The 18,798-nt window shown below is 41.1% G+C and carries 16 protein-coding genes, 4 tRNA genes and 1 pseudogene; 2 read left to right on the forward strand and 19 right to left on the reverse strand.

Going from position 1 to position 18,798, the window contains the following annotated elements; translation table 11 throughout:
- From ACLS0A_RS06005 to ACLS0A_RS06045, 9 genes and pseudogenes are all read right to left on the reverse strand, one after another.
- Window positions 1-1,069: NRAMP family divalent metal transporter (locus ACLS0A_RS06005; protein WP_416082787.1), on the reverse strand; the 1,069-nt coding region annotated here is incomplete at its 3' end.
- A gap of 131 nt (window positions 1,070-1,200) precedes the next feature.
- Window positions 1,201-1,275 (reverse strand) — tRNA-Gln (locus ACLS0A_RS06010).
- Window positions 1,276-1,319: 44 nt separating this feature from the next.
- Window positions 1,320-1,394: transfer RNA gene (locus tag ACLS0A_RS06015), tRNA-Gln, on the reverse strand.
- Between the two features lie 27 nt (window positions 1,395-1,421).
- Window positions 1,422-1,506 (reverse strand) — tRNA-Leu (locus ACLS0A_RS06020).
- A 4-nt stretch (window positions 1,507-1,510) separates the two neighbouring features.
- Window positions 1,511-1,587: transfer RNA gene (locus ACLS0A_RS06025), tRNA-Met, on the reverse strand.
- A gap of 145 nt (window positions 1,588-1,732) precedes the next feature.
- Window positions 1,733-2,956: an ROK family protein gene (locus tag ACLS0A_RS06030; RefSeq protein WP_416082786.1), complete on the reverse strand. Its 1,224-nt coding sequence runs from the start codon at window positions 2,954-2,956 to the stop codon at window positions 1,733-1,735.
- Window positions 2,957-3,107: 151 nt separating this feature from the next.
- On the reverse strand, window positions 3,108-4,256 hold the full coding sequence (gene nagA / locus ACLS0A_RS06035) for an N-acetylglucosamine-6-phosphate deacetylase (protein WP_416082785.1): 1,149 nt from the start codon (window positions 4,254-4,256) through the stop codon (window positions 3,108-3,110).
- Between the two features lie 23 nt (window positions 4,257-4,279).
- Window positions 4,280-5,083, reverse strand: a complete 804-nt coding sequence (gene nagB / locus ACLS0A_RS06040; protein ID WP_103854081.1) for a glucosamine-6-phosphate deaminase — start codon at window positions 5,081-5,083, stop codon at window positions 4,280-4,282.
- A 209-nt stretch (window positions 5,084-5,292) separates the two neighbouring features.
- Window positions 5,293-6,441, reverse strand: a pseudogene (locus ACLS0A_RS06045) (5-methyltetrahydropteroyltriglutamate--homocysteine S-methyltransferase).
- 218 nt (window positions 6,442-6,659) lie between these two features.
- Here ACLS0A_RS06045 and ACLS0A_RS06050 point away from each other — a divergent pair.
- Complete coding sequence (locus ACLS0A_RS06050) at window positions 6,660-7,478, forward strand: DNA ligase (RefSeq protein WP_416082784.1); 819 nt, start codon at window positions 6,660-6,662, stop codon at window positions 7,476-7,478.
- A gap of 54 nt (window positions 7,479-7,532) precedes the next feature.
- Here the strand turns inward: ACLS0A_RS06050 and adk are convergent, their stop codons facing one another.
- From adk to galE, 4 genes are all read right to left on the reverse strand, one after another.
- Window positions 7,533-8,177, reverse strand: a complete 645-nt coding sequence (gene adk, locus ACLS0A_RS06055; protein ID WP_415777292.1) for an adenylate kinase — start codon at window positions 8,175-8,177, stop codon at window positions 7,533-7,535.
- A 132-nt stretch (window positions 8,178-8,309) separates the two neighbouring features.
- The gene (locus tag ACLS0A_RS06060; RefSeq protein WP_126371890.1) at window positions 8,310-9,296 is read right to left on the reverse strand and encodes a bile acid:sodium symporter family protein; all 987 of its coding nucleotides are present in this window, start codon (window positions 9,294-9,296) and stop codon (window positions 8,310-8,312) included.
- Window positions 9,297-9,330: 34 nt separating this feature from the next.
- Window positions 9,331-10,599 (reverse strand): AmpG family muropeptide MFS transporter, encoded by a 1,269-nt coding sequence (locus ACLS0A_RS06065; protein WP_416082789.1) that lies wholly within the window; start codon window positions 10,597-10,599, stop codon window positions 9,331-9,333.
- Between the two features lie 72 nt (window positions 10,600-10,671).
- Window positions 10,672-11,688, reverse strand: coding sequence for a UDP-glucose 4-epimerase GalE (galE, locus tag ACLS0A_RS06070; protein ID WP_416082783.1), 1,017 nt, complete (start codon window positions 11,686-11,688; stop codon window positions 10,672-10,674).
- 202 nt (window positions 11,689-11,890) lie between these two features.
- On the opposite strand from galE, the gene ACLS0A_RS06075 reads away from it, so the two are divergent.
- The gene (locus ACLS0A_RS06075; RefSeq protein ID WP_416082782.1) at window positions 11,891-13,204 is read left to right on the forward strand and encodes an NCS2 family permease; all 1,314 of its coding nucleotides are present in this window, start codon (window positions 11,891-11,893) and stop codon (window positions 13,202-13,204) included.
- A 71-nt stretch (window positions 13,205-13,275) separates the two neighbouring features.
- Here ACLS0A_RS06075 and ACLS0A_RS06080 read toward each other — a convergent pair whose 3' ends face one another.
- The 6 genes from ACLS0A_RS06080 to ACLS0A_RS06105 form a co-directional block, all read right to left on the reverse strand.
- Complete coding sequence (locus tag ACLS0A_RS06080) at window positions 13,276-14,013, reverse strand: carbohydrate-binding family 9-like protein (RefSeq protein WP_416082781.1); 738 nt, start codon at window positions 14,011-14,013, stop codon at window positions 13,276-13,278.
- A gap of 29 nt (window positions 14,014-14,042) precedes the next feature.
- Window positions 14,043-14,546, reverse strand: a complete 504-nt coding sequence (locus ACLS0A_RS06085) for a YgjV family protein (RefSeq protein ID WP_017806050.1) — start codon at window positions 14,544-14,546, stop codon at window positions 14,043-14,045.
- A 353-nt stretch (window positions 14,547-14,899) separates the two neighbouring features.
- Complete coding sequence (locus tag ACLS0A_RS06090) at window positions 14,900-15,850, reverse strand: tagatose 1,6-diphosphate aldolase (protein ID WP_416082780.1); 951 nt, start codon at window positions 15,848-15,850, stop codon at window positions 14,900-14,902.
- Between the two features lie 33 nt (window positions 15,851-15,883).
- Window positions 15,884-17,044, reverse strand: coding sequence for an N-acetylglucosamine-6-phosphate deacetylase (gene nagA, locus ACLS0A_RS06095; protein WP_416082779.1), 1,161 nt, complete (start codon window positions 17,042-17,044; stop codon window positions 15,884-15,886).
- A 12-nt stretch (window positions 17,045-17,056) separates the two neighbouring features.
- Entirely contained in the window at window positions 17,057-17,830 is a 774-nt protein-coding gene (gene agaR, locus ACLS0A_RS06100) for a transcriptional repressor AgaR (protein ID WP_103853293.1), read from the reverse strand.
- 146 nt (window positions 17,831-17,976) lie between these two features.
- Complete coding sequence (locus tag ACLS0A_RS06105; protein ID WP_416082778.1) at window positions 17,977-18,771, reverse strand: hypothetical protein; 795 nt, start codon at window positions 18,769-18,771, stop codon at window positions 17,977-17,979.
- Between the last annotated feature and the right edge of the window lie 27 nt (window positions 18,772-18,798).

Genomic DNA, 18,798 nt, shown 5'->3' on the forward strand with positions numbered 1-18,798 from the left:
GTCCTACGGCATCACTGAAACAGAAAATAATCACTAAAACTGCGATTGTTGAACATAAGATAGATAAATTTAAAAAACTTACGCGGCTTTCTTTTTTGCCCGCTAGTAATCTCAAACTTTCAAGATTAGTGCGAGAATAACCATCTAGCATTGATAATGTCGTACCGAAAATACACATAAATGCGATAAAGGCAATGAGGTCTTTTGCCCATTCACCAATGGTTGAAGAATACATATTGATAAGCTGTGCAATATATTTCCCCCCTACCATTTCAACGGTTTCGTTGGAGCCAAATTGCACTAGCGCACCCAATGCAAGAAACACTAACGCTAAAATCGCAGTGCTAACATAGCCAACATTAAAATCAAAAATCCCATCTTTATAAGATACTTTAGTTAAACGGCGTTTTGCCACCACCCACATTGAATTAATGACGGAAAGTTCAATCGGAGCTGGCATCCACCCCATTAGCGCCACAATAAAAGCTAATGCGCTTAAATTCCAAGGTGATGGGGAAATATAATCATCGGCTGCAATTCCTTGCACGCCATTACGCATCAGTGCGATTACCACGGCGGCAACGGTCGTTACCGTTAATGCAATCATAATCACTTTCGCTAAACCATCTAATAAGCGATACTTCCCAAAAAGTAAAATCACTGCAGCGGAAGAAATCATTATTGCGCTTAAGATAGACATATTAACTGGTGTAGGTAACACAAAATTAAGAATAACCGCACACAACAAGGAAATCGCTGTCATATTAATGGCGGTTGAGAAAATATTAAGTAAAAAGAAAACCCATAAATATAATTTTCCTTTTTGGCGATAACCGTCAAGTAAGGTATTGCCTGTATCTAGCGTGTATTGCACACCGAAACGGAAAAAAGGATATTTAAAAAAATTTGCAAGAATAATGATAATTGCAAGTTGCCAACCATAAATTGCCCCAGCTTGGGTAGAAGCAATAATATGCGATCCGCCGATGGCGGCTGATGCCATTAAAATCCCCGGCCCTAGGGAGCTAAACTTAGTTGTCCAGCCTGTTTTTGTTGTGTTTGTGGTCATAGTTATTCCTTATGAAAAAAGGAAATGATTATAATTGATATAAATGCAAAAAACATAAGTGCGGTGTAATTTTTTACAACTTTTTTACACTATAAAAAGAAGAATAAAGGAAAATCTATTAGGAAAGATAATGGCTGGGGTACTAGGATTCGAACCTAGGAATGCCGAGATCAAAACCCGGTGCCTTACCGCTTGGCGATACCCCAATAGGAAATTCTTTAAGAAAAGAAGATTGAAATATTAGATAGTATGGCTGGGGTACTAGGATTCGAACCTAGGAATGCCGAGATCAAAACCCGGTGCCTTACCGCTTGGCGATACCCCACCTACTAAAGAACTGCAAGCTAATGAATGGTGCGGGACGAGGGACTTGAACCCACACACCTCGCGGCGCCAGAACCTAAATCTGGTGCGTCTACCAATTTCGCCAGTCCCGCAATATGGTGGCTATGACGGGATTCGAACCTGTGACCCCAACATTATGAGTGTTGTGCTCTAACCAACTGAGCTACATAGCCAAACACTTTGCATTCACCTCATCGGCTTTGCGGGGCTAATTATGCTGATCTGACTCCCCTTCGTCAACTCTTTTTTTATGCTTTTTTCTAAATTCTTTCTCATTCGCATAGAGATTATACAAATCGGCGTAAAAGCAACCGCACTTTACTCGGTTAATAAATGTTGTAGCAATCTGCCATCTAATAAGGCTTGTTTAATCAATGCAAATGCGCCAATCACATCTTCATTTTTTAATTCAGATGCCACCAGTGGCGTGCTTTTCACAAACGCGGGTAAAGCTAAATTGTCTAAGGTTCGGCGAATGGCCGCAAACAGCACGCTTTGTGCTTGCGTAATCTCCCCTGAAATAACAATTTTTTCAGGATTAAACATATTGACACTCATCGCCAATACGCGTCCAATCTGCACGCCAACGTGTTCGATCAAATCCACTGCCACGGCATCTTGCTTATTTACCGCTTTACAAATCGCTTCAATATCGTGACTTTCTAAAGAAATCCATTTGCTTTGATAACCATCTTCTAGCAAACGCTGCATTTTTTCTTCAATTGCGGCATTGCTCACCACCGTTTCCAAGCACCCCACATTGCCGCATAAACAACGCTTACCCAAAGGGTCCACCTGAATATGCCCAATTTCTCCCACATTATTTTTATAGCCGAGAAAGACTTCGTGATTAATCACAATGCCTGCGCCAACGCCACGATGAATACGCAATAATAAGGAATCATAGCAATCTTTGGTAACACCAAAATAATGCTCCGCTAAGGCTAAACTTCGCACATCGTGGCCAATAAAAGTCATTAATTGGAAGTGTTCTGCAAGGTGATTCGCCAGCGCCCAAGGTTTATCAAGGGATAAATGCGGTAAATATTGAATGTCGTTGGTCTTCACATCCACAAAGCCCGGCACAGTAATGCCAATGGCAATAAATTCCGCATTTTTACGCTGATTTTTTTCGATAAACTGCGCAAGGTGCGTTATTAAAAATTGCTCAATTTGCACCGCACTTTGATAGTCAGGCAACAGCACAATTTCTCTTTTTAACAGCTTGGTAGAAAGATCCATAGTAGCAAAGGTTACCTGTTTACGCCCTAGATGAATTAGAATAGTACGAAAAGCTTTATGCTCAGCGACAATCGAGGTGGCGCGACGCCCCCCCGTAGATTGCTGCTGTTCCACCTCTTTAATCAGCCCTCGCCCTAACAGGTTACGCGTGATTTTGGTCACACTCGCTGGGGCAAGTTGGCTCAGTTCAGAAATTTGAATACGAGAAATCGGCCCTTGCTGGTCAATTAATTTATAAACCACCGCACTATTCATCTGTTTAACAAAATCAACATTCGCGATTTGATGATTATCCCGCATTCTTTTTCCCACACATAAAATACATAAAACGAATAATGCTGTATTTTAAAATGAATTGGGCAAAATGCCTAGACTAGAAAATGGCTAAACAAAAAGGCAACCGAAGCTGCCTTTATTTCGTATTTAAATAGCACTCAAAGTGCGGTGATTTTTACTCGTTTTTATACCACGTCCACTGCCCATTGACTGCGCTGCCTAGCACGTCAAAATCATTGTTAAACACAGTCAAATTAGCGATTTTTCCTTCTGCAATATCGCCTAAATGATCATCGACACCAATGGCTTTGGCTGGGTAGTAATTGCACATTCTTAGGGTTTCATCAAGTGGAATGCCCACTTGTTTCACCGCATTTTCTACCGATTCAATCATTGTGATTGCAGAACCGCCGAGCGTGCCGTTGGCGTCATAGCATTTGCCATCACGCACATACACGGTTTTGCCGACAAAGTCGAAAGATTCAATATCCGCGCCTGCGGCGGCTGTGGCATCTGTAACAATGCACAGTTTATCGCCTTTCACTTTTTTATCAATTTTGATATTACCGAATTCAACGTGCAAGCCATCAACGATAATACCCGTGTAAATATCGCTATCTAACACCGCGCCGACAACGCCCATTTCACGTCCTGAGCTAATTGGCGACATCGCATTGTGCAAGTGAGTGGCGAACGTTGCGCCATTGGCAATGGCTTGTTTAGCCACATCATAAGTAGCGTTAGAATGCCCAATAGAAACCACAATCCCACTTTGTACAAAATCACCAATATATTTTGCCGTTGGATTTTCAGGGGCAAGGGTGATTTTAGTGATCACCGCTGAATTTTGGCATAGAAAATCTTTCATTTCAGAGCTTATGGCTCGAATATATTCTGCCTGATGCACGCCTTTCTTTTCGACACTTAAATAAGGGCCTTCCAAATGCAAACCAAGGGCTTGATTTTTATGCTTTTTAAGATATTCCCCCATTACCGAAACAGCTTGCTTAATGCCCTCATCATCTGCTGTGATAAAGGTTGGCAGATAACTTGTTGTGCCAGAACGCAAATTGGTTTGCTGCATAATTTCAAGGGTCTTCACGGAGGTATCGCCATTAAACATCACGCCACCACAGCCGTTTAATTGCAGATCAATAAATCCTGCTGTGAGATTATTCCCTTTTAGATCAATTTGTTGCATTCCTTCAGGCAGATTTTCTTGTGGCAAGATAGAAAGGATTTTTTCATCTTCCACAATCACCGCGTGTCCATAAAGCACGGCTTGGGCGGTATAAATCACGCCATTAACTAACGCATAACGCATTTTTTCACCTTCTTTTTTATTCGCTATAACACACTATGAATGGCTTTGGCTTCTAACTCAGTGAAATATTTCACGGTTTTCACTTTTAATTCCTGCGTTGCAGGTTCATCACAAACAAAGATTGCGTGGCGGTGTAGCTGTAACGCACTGATCGTCCAAAAATGGTTCACACTTCCCTCTACACCCGCTTGCAAAGCAAGGGCTTTATTATGCCCTGTGACTAAAAGCATCACTTCTGCTGCGTCAAGCAACGTGGCAACCCCAATGGTTAAGGCATATTTTGGCACTTTATTCACATCATTATCAAAAAAACGTGAATTAGCGATAAGGGTATCTTCTGTCAGGGTTTTAATTCTGGTGCGAGAAGCCAGCGATGACGCTGGTTCGTTAAAGGCGATATGGCCGTCCACGCCAACGCCGCCCATAAATAAATTGACCTTGCCGTAAGATTGCATTTTTTCTTCATAACGGCGACATTCAGCATCAAGATCAGGCGCATTGCCGTCTAATAAGTTAATATTTTTTTCTTGAATATCAACGTGATCGAAAAAATTCTTATACATAAAAGAGCGGTAACTTTCTGGGTGATCTTTTGGCAGCCCAACATATTCGTCCATATTAAAGGTCACCACGTTCTTAAAGCTCACTTCTCCAGCTTGATAAAGTTTGATTAATTCTTTATAGGTTTGTAACGGCGTGCCGCCTGTGGGCAATCCCAACACAAAAGGGCGTTCTTCCGTTGGTTTAAATTCATTAATACGATCAACAATATGACGTGCAGCCCATTTGCTGACTTGCTCGGCGGTTTTTAAAGGAATTAAACGCATAGCTCTCTCCTGTTTGCTATCTCAATTTCATTATTTTGAAGTATCATTTCATAATTTTCATTATAAAATAAGATTAACTTCAAAGAGAAATAGAATTTTAACGAAAAGAGAAAATCGTGATCTAAATCACAAAGAGAAAAATTTGCAAAAATAATACCGCTCTATAAAAAAGCGGTATTCTTCTATCATCAGGAATGAAAGGTTAGAAATTACGCCTTACCCCAAACTTCCTCAACAATTTCACGAATAAAATTCAGTTTGTTCCATTGTTGCTCTTCTGTCAGGATATTGCCTTCTTCCGTTGAAGCAAAGCCACATTGCGGGCTTAAACAAAGCTGGTTGATGTCCACATATTGTGCGGCCTCTTGAATACGTTTGATGATTTCGTTTTTATCTTCAAGATTGCCGTCTTTTGAAGTAACCAAACCTAGCACTACTTGCTGATCTTTAATAAAGCGCAATGGTTTGAAATCGCCCGAACGATCGCTATCGTACTCAAGGAAGAAGCCATCAACGTTACAATGCCCAAATAGCGTTTCTGCCACAGGTTCATAGCCGCCTGATGAGAACCAAGTTGAGCGGAAGTTACCACGGCAAATGTGCATTGTAATCGTCATATCCGCTGGTTTCGCGGCAATAATGCGGTTCACCATATACACATAATCTTTCGCCAGTTGCTCTAAATCGAAGCCACGTTCTTGATAAGCTTGACGCTTTTCTTCAGAACATAATTCACCCCAGCTCGTGTCATCTAATTGCAGGTTACGGCAGCCTAGCGCATAGAATTTTTGCATCGCACTAATATAAGCGTCTGCAATATCATCAAGTAATTGCTGATTGTTATTTTTGTAACGCTCAATTGGCTGATAATCCGTTTCACGCACCGTACAAATTAAATGTAACATTGAAGGCGATGGAATGGTGAATTTGACAGGATAATCACCAGCGATTTGCTGTAAGGAACGGTAATGTTCAAGGAATGGGTGAGTATCCGAGAAACCGATTTTATCAACAATTTTCAACGTCTTAGGACGAACATTATGATGTTTAAATTGAACAGAAAATTTTTCTGCTTCCACTTCTTCCACGCCATCTAACGCACTTAAAAATCTAAAGGCCAAAAGGTACGGGCGAAACTCCGCATCAATTACGGCTGGTAAGCCCACTGCTTTTTGTTGCGCCACTAAATTGGCAATTTCTTTATCTTCCACTTGGGTAAGAACCGCACAAGAAATATCCCCACAGCTACATTATTGGCACGCCTGTTTTAAACTTTCAGGACGTAAAAAACTGCCAACAATATCAAAACGATAGGGCGCTTTATCACGAAGTTGTGCATTAGGAAATAGTTTGCTCATAATCACTCTCTTTTAGTTATATTTAGATAGAAAGCCGTAATTTTAACAAAAAATTCACACATATTCTAAAAAAATCCCAAAACACCACCGCACTTTTAAAACCACAATAATTTTTACGATCGAGATCGCAAAACCAAATTGCATTTTCCACAAGCACTAAAAAGTCGCTTAATATCCCAACCAAATTTTTATTGCGCAGAAAAATCGGGGAAAAAATTATGCTTTATATTCAGCGTATCCTGCTCATTTTATTCGCACTATGCTCAGCATTAGCTAAGGCCAATCCGCCAGATTTAATGCTACTTGGCACTTACCACAATCAAAATGTGCAAGGTTGGGTGATGAGCGAAAAGTTAGACGGCATCAGGGGATATTGGGACGGTAAACAGCTTTTTACAAGACAGAATAAAATTCTCACGCCGCCATATTATTTCATTAAAGATTTTCCGCCTTTTGCCATTGATGGTGAACTGTTTAGCCAACGCAATGCGTTTGAGCAAATTTCTTCTATTGTGCGTTCGCAAAAAGATAAAGGTTGGGAAAAATTAAAGCTTTATGTGTTTGATGTGCCTAATGCCAAAGGCAATTTATTTGAACGTTTAGCCGTGTTGGAAAATTATTTAGCCCAGCACCCAAGCCAATATATTGAAATTATTAAACAAATTCCAATCAAACATTATGCCCAAGTACAAGATTTTTTGCGTGAAGTAGAACAAAAACAAGGGGAAGGCTTGGTGCTGCGTAACCCTAATGCACCTTATGAAAACAAACGCAGTCAGCAAATTTTGAAATTAAAGACCGCACTTGATGAAGAATGTGAAGTGATTGCACACCATAAAGGCAAGGGGCAATTTGCTGATAAACTCGGTGCGATTACTTGTAAAAATCAGCGTGGCGAATTTCGTATCGGTTCAGGTTTTAAATTATCGGATAGAGAAAATCCACCACCAATCGGTTCAATCATTACCTACAAATACCGTGGTTTGACACAAAAAGGGCTGCCACGATTTGCCACTTATTGGCGGAAGAAGGAATAATAGCGCATAAAAAATCCCCTTGAAATCAAGGGGATTGATAAAGTGCGGTGGAAATTAAGCGAGAATTTTATCTAATTCTGCACTCACTTCTTCCACTTTTTGCGTACCGTCTAAACGGAAATATTTTGTATTGCCCGCTTCGGCTTCAGCTTGGTAATAATCAACCAACGGTTTGGTGGTGTTGTGATACACTTTCAAGCGATCTAATACGGTTTCAGGCTTGTCATCAGCACGGATAATTAAATCTTCACCGGTTACATCATCTTTACCTTCCACTTTTGGCGGGTTATACACAACGTGGTAAGTACGTCCAGAAGCTTGGTGAACACGGCGACCACTCATACGCTCAACAATCACTTCATCTGGCACATCAAATTCCAACACATAATCAATGCTGATGCCTGCGCTTTTTAAGGCGTCCGCTTGCGGAATGGTGCGCGGGAAGCCGTCTAATAAAAAGCCTTTCGCGCAATCTTCTTGTGCAACACGCTCTTTCACGAGCGAAATAATTAAATCATCTGGCACAAGCTGCCCTGCGTCCATTAAGGTTTTCGCTTGTTTGCCTAATTCTGTTCCCGCTTTAATTGCCGCGCGCAACATATCGCCCGTAGAAATTTGCGGAATACCGAATTTGTTCATAATAAATTGTGCTTGCGTGCCTTTACCTGCACCCGGCGCACCTAAAAGAATAATCTTCATATCAACCTCGTTTATAAAAAAATCTGCGATAACATACCTTTAATAAGTCGAAAACTCAAGGGCGATGAAAATCAAAATTAACTAATTTGCAAAAAATTCATAAAAAAGCACCGCACTTTATTTTCCTTGCTCTCACGAAATCTCTTCCGCAAGTTCCTTTTGTGAAGGGGATTTGCGGTATTTATCCACCCATAATAAGAAATTAGCATAAACCGTTCCTGCCACAGAGTGCCACACGCACGCCACGGCACAAACCACCGCTGATTCTGGAATAGTTGGGAAGAACTTCATACTTAATCCGGTGGCTAAGCCTGCGTTTTGCACGCCCACTTCCAAGGAAATAGTTTTCTTTTTTGCTAAGCTCATTCCAAATAATTTGCCTGAAGAATAGCCAAGGGCGTAGCCGATAAGGTTATGCACCACGATACAAAGCAAAATCATTAAGCCTGATTGTAAGAAATAATCCCCATAAATGGCGACCACACCGCCCACAATAAAGGCGAAGTTAATCACTGCCACGCCCGGCATTAACGCTTTGATGTCTTGGAACCATTGTTTGCGGTGTAAGCTGATGTTTAAAATCGAGCCCACCGCCACAGGCAACACAGTCACTAAAAGCATAAATTTAAACATTGCCCAGCCGTTCATTTCCACGCTTTGGCCTACCAAATAATTTAGCAATAATGGCGTCATTACTGGCGCTAGTAAGGTTGAAACGGTGGTCATTCCCACTGAAAATGCTACATCGCCTTTGCATAGGAACGTCATAATGTTAGATGCCACACCACCAGGGCAAGAGCCAACTAAAACTAAACCAAGGGTGAGCGCAGGAGAAAGATCAAAACTTTTTGCAATAGCAATCGCCACAAAAGGCATTACGGTATATTGCACAATGGTACCAATAAGAATATCCAGTGGGCGTTGCGCTAACACTTGATAATCTTTTTTACCTAAGGTCATTCCCATTGAAAGCATAATAATACTGATGATGAAAACCTGCGTATCGCCTTTTACCCAAGTGAATAATTCAGGTTTATAAAAGGTGATTAACGCCAGCACAATAATAAAAAGTGCGGTAAATTTTGCTAATAAAAAACTGAGTTTTTTCAGAAATTGCATTACTTTCTCCTAAATTTCTTCGTCAATAAACGTACTACTCTACTTGATTCCAAGGGGCAACTTTAACTAAGCATAACATTCCGGGGATCGCGAGCCAGAAGCAAAGCCAGAAATAATCATAGTAGCCCAGCCAATCGATCAACGTGCCAGCTTGGGTGTTGAGCGTAGCTCTTGGTAATGCGGCAAGGCTGGTGAATAAGGCGAGCTGAGTAGCGGTGTAAAGGGGATTGGTTTCCCTTGCCATAAAGGCAACAAAGGCGGCTGTGCCTAAACCGATACCGATATATTCCGCGGCCACCACAAGACTAAGCGACCATAAGGCGCGGCTATCTACGGTTTCAAAAGGCCCTTGTTGGGCGAGCCAAGCAAAGCCAAGAATGGTGATAATTTGCACAAATCCAAATAACCATAAGGCGCGGTTAATGCCCACTTTCAGCATTAAAATTCCACCAAAAATACTGGCGACCACCATTGGCCATAAAGAGGCATTTTTCACAACCAAACCGATCTGGGTTTTGCTAAATCCCATATCTAAATAGAAGGGGGAAATCAGTGCCGTTGCCATACTGTCGCCTAATTTATACAGAAAAATAAACGCCAAAATCCCTAAGGCTGACCAAACGCCTTTGCGTTGAAAAAATTCGCGAAAAGGTTCGAGGACACTTTCTTCTAAAGTGCGGTGTTTTTTTAGCGCAATATTAGGTTCGGTACTTAAAAATAGACACATTAAAATCCCTGGCAACATAAACATTGCGGTAATGATAAACACCGTTTGCCAAGGGAAATGATCCGCCAAAATCAATGAAAGCGAACCGGGAACAAGGCCTGCAATACGATAAGCATTTACGTGAATGGAGTTACCTAAACCTAATTCATTGTCGGTTAAAATTTCTCGCCGATAGGCATCTAGCACAATGTCTTGCGTGGCGGAAAAGAAGGAACAAAGCACGCCCAAGGCGGCGATTAAACTGAGTCCAAATTGTTTGCTTGGATCTAAAAAGCCAAATAATGCCAAGCTGATTAACAATAAAATTTGTGAGATCAGCATCCAGCCGCGGCGGCGACCTAAAAAAGGCGGCACAAAGCGATCAAGCAAGGGCGCCCAGACAAACTTCCACGAAAAAGGGAGCATTATCAGGGTGAAATAGCCCAAGGTTTTGAGATCAACGTTTTCTGCGCGTAACCAAATAGGCAACAAAGAAACCAAAACATAAAGGGGCAAACCCGAGCTAAATCCCGTGAATACGCAGATCAGCATATTACGGCTGAAAATTTGTGAAAGTAAATTCGATTGTGTGGTCATAGCCATAAAGTGCGGTGTGTTTTTCAAACAAATTGTGCTGCAAGTTTCCTTACAGCACAATGAGATTAACGATTAATCACGATACCCTTGTGGGTTCTTTTTCTGCCAATTCCAAGTGTCTTGCATCATTTCCGTTAAGCCACGTTCCGCTTTCCAGCCTAATTCTTTGGCCGCAAGAGAAGGATCGGAATAGCACGTTGCAATATCCCCTGGACGGCGCGCCACTAATTGATACGGAATTTGAATATCGTTGGCTTGCTCAAAGGCTTTCACCATATCCAACACGGAATAACCTGTGCCTGTGCCAAGGTTATAAATGTGCAATCCTGCATCGTTTTGATGACGATCTAAGGCTTTTAAATGCCCAATAGCCAGATCTACAACGTGGATATAATCACGCACGCCCGTGCCATCGTGGGTGTCATAATCACTTCCAAAAACGGAAAGTTGTGGTAATTTGCCGATAGCCACTTGGCTAATATAAGGCAATAAATTATTTGGAATGCCCGTTGGATCTTCGCCGATCAAGCCGCTGTGGTGCGCGCCCACTGGGTTGAAATAACGCAAAATCGTAAAGCTAAATTTATCTTCTGCTTTGGCAACGTCTGTTAAAATTTGTTCTACCATTAATTTCGATGTGCCGTAAGGATTGGTCGTGCCACCCACTTTGCATTGTTCGGTGATTGGCACAATTTCAGGATCGCCATAGACTGTTGCCGATGAGCTAAACACTAAATTCCACACGCCAGCCTTGCGCATTTCATCAACTAACACTAATGAACCCGTTACATTGTTCATATAATATTCGATTGGTTTACGCACACTTTCGCCCACGGCTTTCAAACCAGCAAAATGAATTACGGAATCAATTTGGTTTTCTGCAAAGATTTTCTGCAACATTGCACGATCTAACACATCGCCTTGGTAGAACTTCACCGCTTTGCCCGTGATTTCTTTTACACGTTGTAATGATTTGGCGGAAGAGTTGGATAAATTGTCCAGCACCACCACGTCTTTGCCAGTATTTAATAATTCCACAACGGTATGAGAGCCAATGTAGCCTGCGCCGCCAGTTACTAAGATAGCCATTTTTTCCTCGCTTAGATTATTTGCCTTAATTATTACGATTATTGCGCGCTATTATAAACGATTTATAAAACAAGCCCAAAAATTTCCGCAAAAATCACCGCACTTTCTATTAAGCAAACGTTTACTATTCTTTTCTTTTCTGTAAAATAGCGCCATTTTTTCAACAAGATTTTATTTTAACTTTATTAACGAAAGGAAATTTATGTTCGCAGAAAAACTTTTTGAGATCACTAAGCGTGGCTCAACGGTACGCCAAGAAATTATCGCAGGTTTAACCACCTTCTTGGCAATGGTGTACTCCGTGATTGTAGTGCCAAATATGCTGAGTGCCGCAGGCTTTCCCCCTGAAAGCGTGTTTATTGCCACCTGTTTGGTATCAGGCTTAGGTTCTATTCTTATTGGCTTATGGGCAAACGCGCCAATGGCCATTGGTTGCGCTATTTCATTAACCGCGTTTACCGCATTTAGCCTTGTATTAGGGCAAGGCGTGAGCGTTCCTGTCGCACTGGGTGCGGTATTCTTTATGGGGATCGTGTTCACCTTAATTTCCGCAACAGGCATTCGTGCGTGGATTTTACGCAACTTGCCAGCCAGCATTGCACAGGGCGCAGGCATCGGGATTGGTTTGTTTTTACTATTAATCGCAGCCAATGGCGTGGGCATTGTGGTGGGCAACCAAGCAGGTTTGCCGGTAAAACTTGGTGATTTCACCACATTCCCTGTGTTAATTTCCCTTAGTGGCTTAGCGGCAATCATTGGTTTAGAAAGATTGCAAATCAAAGGTGGTATTTTGTGGGTGATTATTGCGATCACGCTTATCGGTTTGGCGGTTGATCCTAATGTGAAATTCAGCGGTGAATTATTCAAAATGCCAACTTTTGGTGAACACTCATTGTTCCTTGAACTGGATTTAATGGGCGCATTACAACCTGCCATCTTGCCTGTGGTATTCGCCTTAGTAATGACGGCGGTATTTGATGCCACAGGGGCAATCCGCGCCGTAGCAGGACAAGCCAATTTATTGGATAAAGACGGACAAATCATTAACGGTGGCAAAGCCTTAACTTCCGACTCAGTAAGTAGCTTATTCTCCGGCTTATTTGGTACAGCACCGGCTGCGGTATATATTGAATCTGCCGCAGGTACAGCCGCTGGCGGTAAAACAGGGATCACAGCGATTGTCGTGGGCGTGCTATTCCTATTAATGCTCTTTTTCCAACCACTCGCGAGCCTTGTGCCTAGCTATGCCACCGCACCAGCGTTAATGTATGTGGGCTTATTAATGCTTAGCAACGTAAACAAATTAGATTTTTCTGATTTCATCGGCGCAATGAGCGGCTTAGTTTGTGCGGTATTCATCGTTCTTACTGCAAATATCGTAACTGGTATTATGCTTGGTTTTACTACTCTTGTGATTGGTCGAATCATCAGCGGTGAAGTGAAAAAACTCAATATCGGCACAGTGTTAATCGCAGTCGCATTATTAGCATTCTACTTAGGTGGCTGGAACATTTAATTTCTTATCAAAAAATAAGTGCGGTGGAAATTTTGTGAATTTTTCACCGCACTTTTGTTTTTAAGTGATTATTATTTCTTCGGCTCTAACACAAATTCACCGAATGAAGAATTAATATGGAAATTTGGTTTTTCTGTTTTTGGATCAACCCAAGTAATCCAATTTGCTTGCTCTTTGCCTTTTCCTTTAATAATAGAAAATTCTGCACGATAAGCCCCTGCACGAATTTTATTGCCTTGAATTAAATTATGTTCTTTTAATTCACTAAGCGCAATTTTACCTTCAAGGGTATAACCTTTTTCTGTGCGGACGCCGACGGTTTCTAAGGTTTTTGGATCCCATTCTGCATTAATATTTTTTTCAACATCACGCAACATTGATAATGTGCGGCCTTTGTAATCCATTTCTAAAGCAACATATTTTGGATATTTTCCATCTGCTTGCTGTTTATCAATTTCGCCTGGTGCCATAAATAATTCTACACGGTCTTCACGCGCAACCATCCATTCGTGATCGGTGGTGTCATAAATTAAAACATTCGGATCTTCTACATCAAAAGAGAAATAAAAATTTTGATCATCGTGAAACGCCTTAAATTCTGTTTTTGGCATTTGCGCTTGTTCCCAAGGGTTCACAAAATCCGTAACGCCTTGCACTTTTCCCCAAACAGCCTCGTCAAGTTTTCCATCTAAAACAGGCATTTGTGACTCAAAAGCGACTTTATAACTTTTAGCGGGATTATCCGCCGCCAAGGCGTGAAACGAAAGTGCGGTGGTAAAAAGCGAAGCAATCAGTAATTTTTTCATCATTTTTTCTCCTATTTTGATATAAAAACCAGTTAGCGATGCTTTTGCCGCATTAGGCGAATAATGGTAATGGTATTAACAAACATCACTGTACTTTCTAGCAATACTCCACCGAGCGATCCTACTAGAATATTATTCGTGAGCCAGCAGGCAGAGCCGACCAGCATAAATAATCGCATTGGAATGCCTTTCAATAAAAATAAAGAAATTGTCCCAATGGTCGAAGCAATGATAGGAAACACCTGCCACACGGAATCCGCAATCACATAACCAAAAATAATCCCCACAATCACAAAGCCTAAGGCGATATACTTCGAGGAAATATAAATCGAAGTTGCCGTTCTCAACGTCGAAAGCAACGAACTCAACGCTGCCACTTTGGCATCAAGCAAAATAAAATGGCTCATATAGGTGATATTTTGAATCAACATCACGATTTTTAATTTCCGATCATTCCGTTGATAAAAACAAATCACGCCTAAAATAAACGCCAAAATGCCAAGGAATTGTGGAAAAGTGATAAATTTATCTAACATAGAAATTTTATAATCATTTAAGTTAAAAATAAGATGGTACAGCAAGCCGTAAATAATGCACAGATTGCCTTATTCTTCTTTCTCATACTGTCTAATACAGAAGAAAAATCCGCTTCGCTATCATACGCAAAAAAATATCATTTTATCTGTAAATTACCGCTTTCTTACACCTTATTTCCTTAAAGAAAACACGTGTCAAATGTAAACTAGAATAGAAAGCTCGTCTATAAACAATGTTTAATTTTGTGATCTTGATCTAAAATTTAGAAACAGCGTTTTGATTTTTTAGAATAAAAGAAAAAGTGCGGTCTTTTTTCACCGCACTTTTTAAGTTAGTTAAAACAATCTGGGCTTTATAATACTAAAGGCTGTGCGGTTTCTTTTAATACGGCATTAAGGGCTTCAATGTTGGCTTTGCCTTCATTGAGTAGCCATTGTTTTGCTGCTTCTGCCCCTTCTGCTTTAAAGATTTCCGCAGCACCGGCCCAAGTGGCACGTCCGCATAATACACCGTTGAAATCGCAACCGGCCTCTTTAGCAAAACGTAACGTATCAAGGAATAAGGAGGAACTCACGCCAGCACTTAGGAAGATAAATGGAAGATCCGTCGCATCGCTTTGTTCTTTGAAGTAAGCTTTAGCTTGAGCTTGGCTATATACCACATCTTGCTCTGCGAAACCTTCGACAAATTTCATATCTACTGGCACTTCCACTTTTAGCACATCAACACCAAAACGTGGCTCGGAGAATAATTTCATTGCTTCGATCACTTTACGCGGTTTGATTTTCGCATATTCTTTTGGATCAGAAATATTCGCATCATAGCTTACAAGCTCAAGGAAGAATGGCATTTCTTCTTCTTTACATTCTGAAGCCACGCGTTCTACAAAGGCTTCTTTGCGATCATTCACTTCTTTGCCTTCGTCAATGTCGATATAAAGCAATAATTTGATCCCATCTGCACCTTTGGCTTTTAAGCGTTGCACGGAAACATCGTCAATCAAATCAGGGTAACGACCCGGTTGGGTTTTGTCATAACCTGTTTTTTCATAAGCCATTAATAAGCCTGCGTTGGAAGCACGTTTTTCAGCCGCTTTCCAGCCCACTTCTGGGTCAAGCAAAATAGACGAGGCATAAGGGGTTAAGTATTCAGACACCAATACTTTAAACTCAGCAAGTTGCTCATTCGTTGCGTCTTCGCCCAACATACGGCGTAATGCACCACGTTGGTCAATAGCAAGTGCTGCGATTAGATTGTCTTGGCTACATAATTTTTTTAAACGTTCAGTTCTTAACTTTGACATAGTTGTTTCTCCATCTTTGTAAATATAAAAATCTTAAAATTTTTCACCGCACTTATAAACTTGTTCCCCTTGAATATAAGTGGCTTGAACTTGTAATTCTTTATTTAATAAGGTGAAATTTGCTTCTTTGCCGACAGCAATATCACCAATGCGATCTGCCACACCTAAATAAGTGGCGGGAATGGTGGTAACCATTTGAATGGCTTCCCATACAGGCACATCAGCTTTAAATACCATATTACGCAAGGCTTGATCTAGGCTGCAAGTGCTACCTGCGAGCGATCCGTCAAAGGTTCTCGCTTGCCCGTTTTCTACACGCACGGTTTGCACGCCTAATGTGTACTCACCATCTGGCAAACCACCTGCACGCATACAATCCGTGATCAGTACCATTCTGCGGTAAGTTTTTAATTTATACGCTAAATTTAATACAGCTGGGTGAACGTGAATGCCGTCTGCAATAATTTCTGCCAGCATATCGTGATATAACACCGCCCCCGTACAACCCGGCTCACGGTGATGCAAGGCACTCATTCCATTGAATAAATGCACGCCACAATCTGCCCCTAAATAATAAGCTTTGGTTATCTGCTCAAAGGTGGCATTAGTATGAGCTACAGACACCTTCACGCCATTTTCCACCAACCATTTAATAGCAGGTTCGGCATTTTCAATTTCAGGTGCAATGGCAACCCGTAATAAAGTGCGGTCGGAAATTTGCAATAATTCTTCTAGCTGTGGAATCGTTGGTGGCATTAAATATTCGGTTGGGTGCGAGCCACGATGGCGTTCAGTGAAATAAGGCCCTTCCATAAAGCTACCCAATAATTCTGCGCCCGATTGCTTGCCTTGTTGAATGTAATCTTTCATTCGTTGCATTGATGAAAGAATATTTTGCCAAGGCGCTGAAACCGTTGTTCCCACCCACGCAGTAACCCCTGTTTGTGGTAGCGCTTGTGCAATGGTCGCCAGTGCGGTGTCGTTTTCGTCCATCACATCGGCACCAGCACGGCCGTGAATATGCACATCAATGAAACCCGCTGAAAGGTAGCTGTCAGGATAATAATGCACATCGCAATCAGTGGGCTTTTCTACTTGGATACGTTCGATTTTACCTTGATTTATCACCACATATTTATTCAGTAACTCCCCTGATGACGTCATCACTTTTTCAGGTTTAATGGCATAACGCATTGTTTTTTCCTCTTAATCTACAATAATCACTTCAATATTATTTTCCTGAAGTGCGGTCAAATATTCAGGAGAAATGCCAGAATCGGTAATTAATACATCAATATCGGCAAATTTGCGGATAACGTGGCAACTTTTTTTACCAAATTTACTGGAATCCGTTACCGCAATCACTTGATTAGAAATCTCACACATAATGCGGTTGAGATTCGCCTCTTGCTCATTATGCGTAGTAATACCTGCTTGAATATCAAATCCATCAACGCCCAAAAATACTTTGCTGAAGCAGTAATTTGCTAAACTCGCATCTGCTTGTGGGCCAGAGAAAGACATCGCATTTTTGCGTAATTTCCCGCCTGTCATTAGCACTTCCACATTTTCCGCATCGGCTAATTCAGAAGCAATATCCAGTCCATTTGTCATTACCAGCACATTTTTCACTGTGGATTTTTTCAACGCAGCAGCAATTTCTCGCGTGGTCGTGCCTGAATCTAAAATAATAATATCATCGTCATTAATCAGTTTTAGCGCGGCTTCCGCAATCTTATTTTTTGCCCCTAAATTACGATGTCTTTTTTCGGCATTGCTTAATTCTGCGATCATTCCTTTATTTGGTACAGCACCACCGTGTGAACGCACAATATAGCCATTTTTTTCTAAAAAATTGAGATCTTGCCGAATAGTAACGGTAGAAACAGAAAAGGTTTCAGCCAAATCTTCCACACGGGCAGAAGAATTTTTATTGACTATTGCGACAATCTCCATTCGTCTTTCAATTGCACTTTTCATCTTTTCGTCCTTTAAGATGTGACATTAAAAATTATAGACCAAAATAAAGCAAAATGAAACAAAACGAAAACCAAGATATTGAAAAAAGATTAACTTATCAGCACAAAATTTTATTTTACTTTCATTTTCTTATCTTTTTTTCATTCTTAAATATTTCTGCCTAATACTTCAATTTGGCTTAATGCCGTAAACGGTGATGGATCTTTCGCTTTCACAAAATGCGTTAATTGCAGATAGTCGCATTGCCGTTTGGCAAATTGGAAAAACTGGGGTTGCCCTGTTCTTGCTAAATTTAAGATTTCTTCTGAGCCATCAGAAAACTGTACGCTAACTTGTTGCCACCACGCATCGTGCGGAAAATCTGCGCGCAAAATTAGCACAAGTCCATCAACTTCTACGTTGCGTCCAAATTCAATTTTTAATTCTGCATTCGGATCTTGTGCGTTACTCCAAGAAGTGAAAGGGTAAGAACCGTGTGCATTGCTGTCAAAAACACCGTCAATCACATTGTATGGCGCAAAACGAATGTTGCTCGCTACAATGTTGCTACTGATGCGTGGATAAACGCTCGTTTGCTGTGGTTGAAAATACGGATTAAAGGCAAGATTGCCATATTGCGCCACTTCGTAATCTCTGGCTACGCGTACCCATAGAAAATGAATGCCCCCTTGGAATGCCTTATCGCTGTTAAATAAACGTCTGTCATCGCCAAAGGGAATGCGGTATTCAAAGCGATTTTCAGTTAAATAAACAAGGCTGCTTTCAAGGCTGTCTTCTAAACGTAATTTTAAATAGCAAGGTGCATTATCTGTTTCAATACAAATGCGATCGCCTGTTTGATACTCACCTTTGTAGGTGAGCATTAAGAAATCAAACGCACTTTTACACAGTTTAATATTATCGTCTTTATCTAGAATGCTTAGCGTAATTTTTGTCATCATTCTTCCTCAAAAAAATCAGCCACAATA

The organism is Avibacterium volantium (assembly GCF_049366555.1).
Lineage (GTDB): Bacteria > Pseudomonadota > Gammaproteobacteria > Enterobacterales > Pasteurellaceae > Avibacterium > Avibacterium volantium_A.

Coding starts and splice junctions, on each gene's coding strand:
- ACLS0A_RS06085 (WP_017806050.1), bottom strand. CDS start 14,546: ATGTTAGATAAATTTATCACTTTTCCACAATTCCTTGGCATTTTGGCG.
- ACLS0A_RS06030 (WP_416082786.1), bottom strand. CDS start 2,956: ATGCGGGATAATCATCAAATCGCGAATGTTGATTTTGTTAAACAGATG.
- nagA (WP_416082779.1), bottom strand. CDS start 17,044: ATGCGTTATGCCATTAAACCTGAAAAAGTGATGACGTCATCAGGGGAG.
- ACLS0A_RS06090 (WP_416082780.1), bottom strand. CDS start 15,850: ATGTCAAAGTTAAGAACTGAACGTTTAAAAAAATTATGTAGCCAAGAC.
- agaR (WP_103853293.1), bottom strand. CDS start 17,830: ATGAAAAGTGCAATTGAAAGACGAATGGAGATTGTCGCAATAGTCAAT.
- ACLS0A_RS06050 (WP_416082784.1), top strand. CDS start 6,660: ATGCTTTATATTCAGCGTATCCTGCTCATTTTATTCGCACTATGCTCA.
- ACLS0A_RS06080 (WP_416082781.1), bottom strand. CDS start 14,013: ATGATGAAAAAATTACTGATTGCTTCGCTTTTTACCACCGCACTTTCG.
- ACLS0A_RS06060 (WP_126371890.1), bottom strand. CDS start 9,296: ATGCAATTTCTGAAAAAACTCAGTTTTTTATTAGCAAAATTTACCGCA.
- ACLS0A_RS06105 (WP_416082778.1), bottom strand. CDS start 18,771: ATGATGACAAAAATTACGCTAAGCATTCTAGATAAAGACGATAATATT.
- ACLS0A_RS06075 (WP_416082782.1), top strand. CDS start 11,891: ATGTTCGCAGAAAAACTTTTTGAGATCACTAAGCGTGGCTCAACGGTA.
- ACLS0A_RS06065 (WP_416082789.1), bottom strand. CDS start 10,599: ATGACCACACAATCGAATTTACTTTCACAAATTTTCAGCCGTAATATG.
- adk (WP_415777292.1), bottom strand. CDS start 8,177: ATGAAGATTATTCTTTTAGGTGCGCCGGGTGCAGGTAAAGGCACGCAA.
- galE (WP_416082783.1), bottom strand. CDS start 11,688: ATGGCTATCTTAGTAACTGGCGGCGCAGGCTACATTGGCTCTCATACC.
- nagA (WP_416082785.1), bottom strand. CDS start 4,256: ATGCGTTATGCGTTAGTTAATGGCGTGATTTATACCGCCCAAGCCGTG.
- nagB (WP_103854081.1), bottom strand. CDS start 5,083: ATGCGTTTAATTCCTTTAAAAACCGCCGAGCAAGTCAGCAAATGGGCT.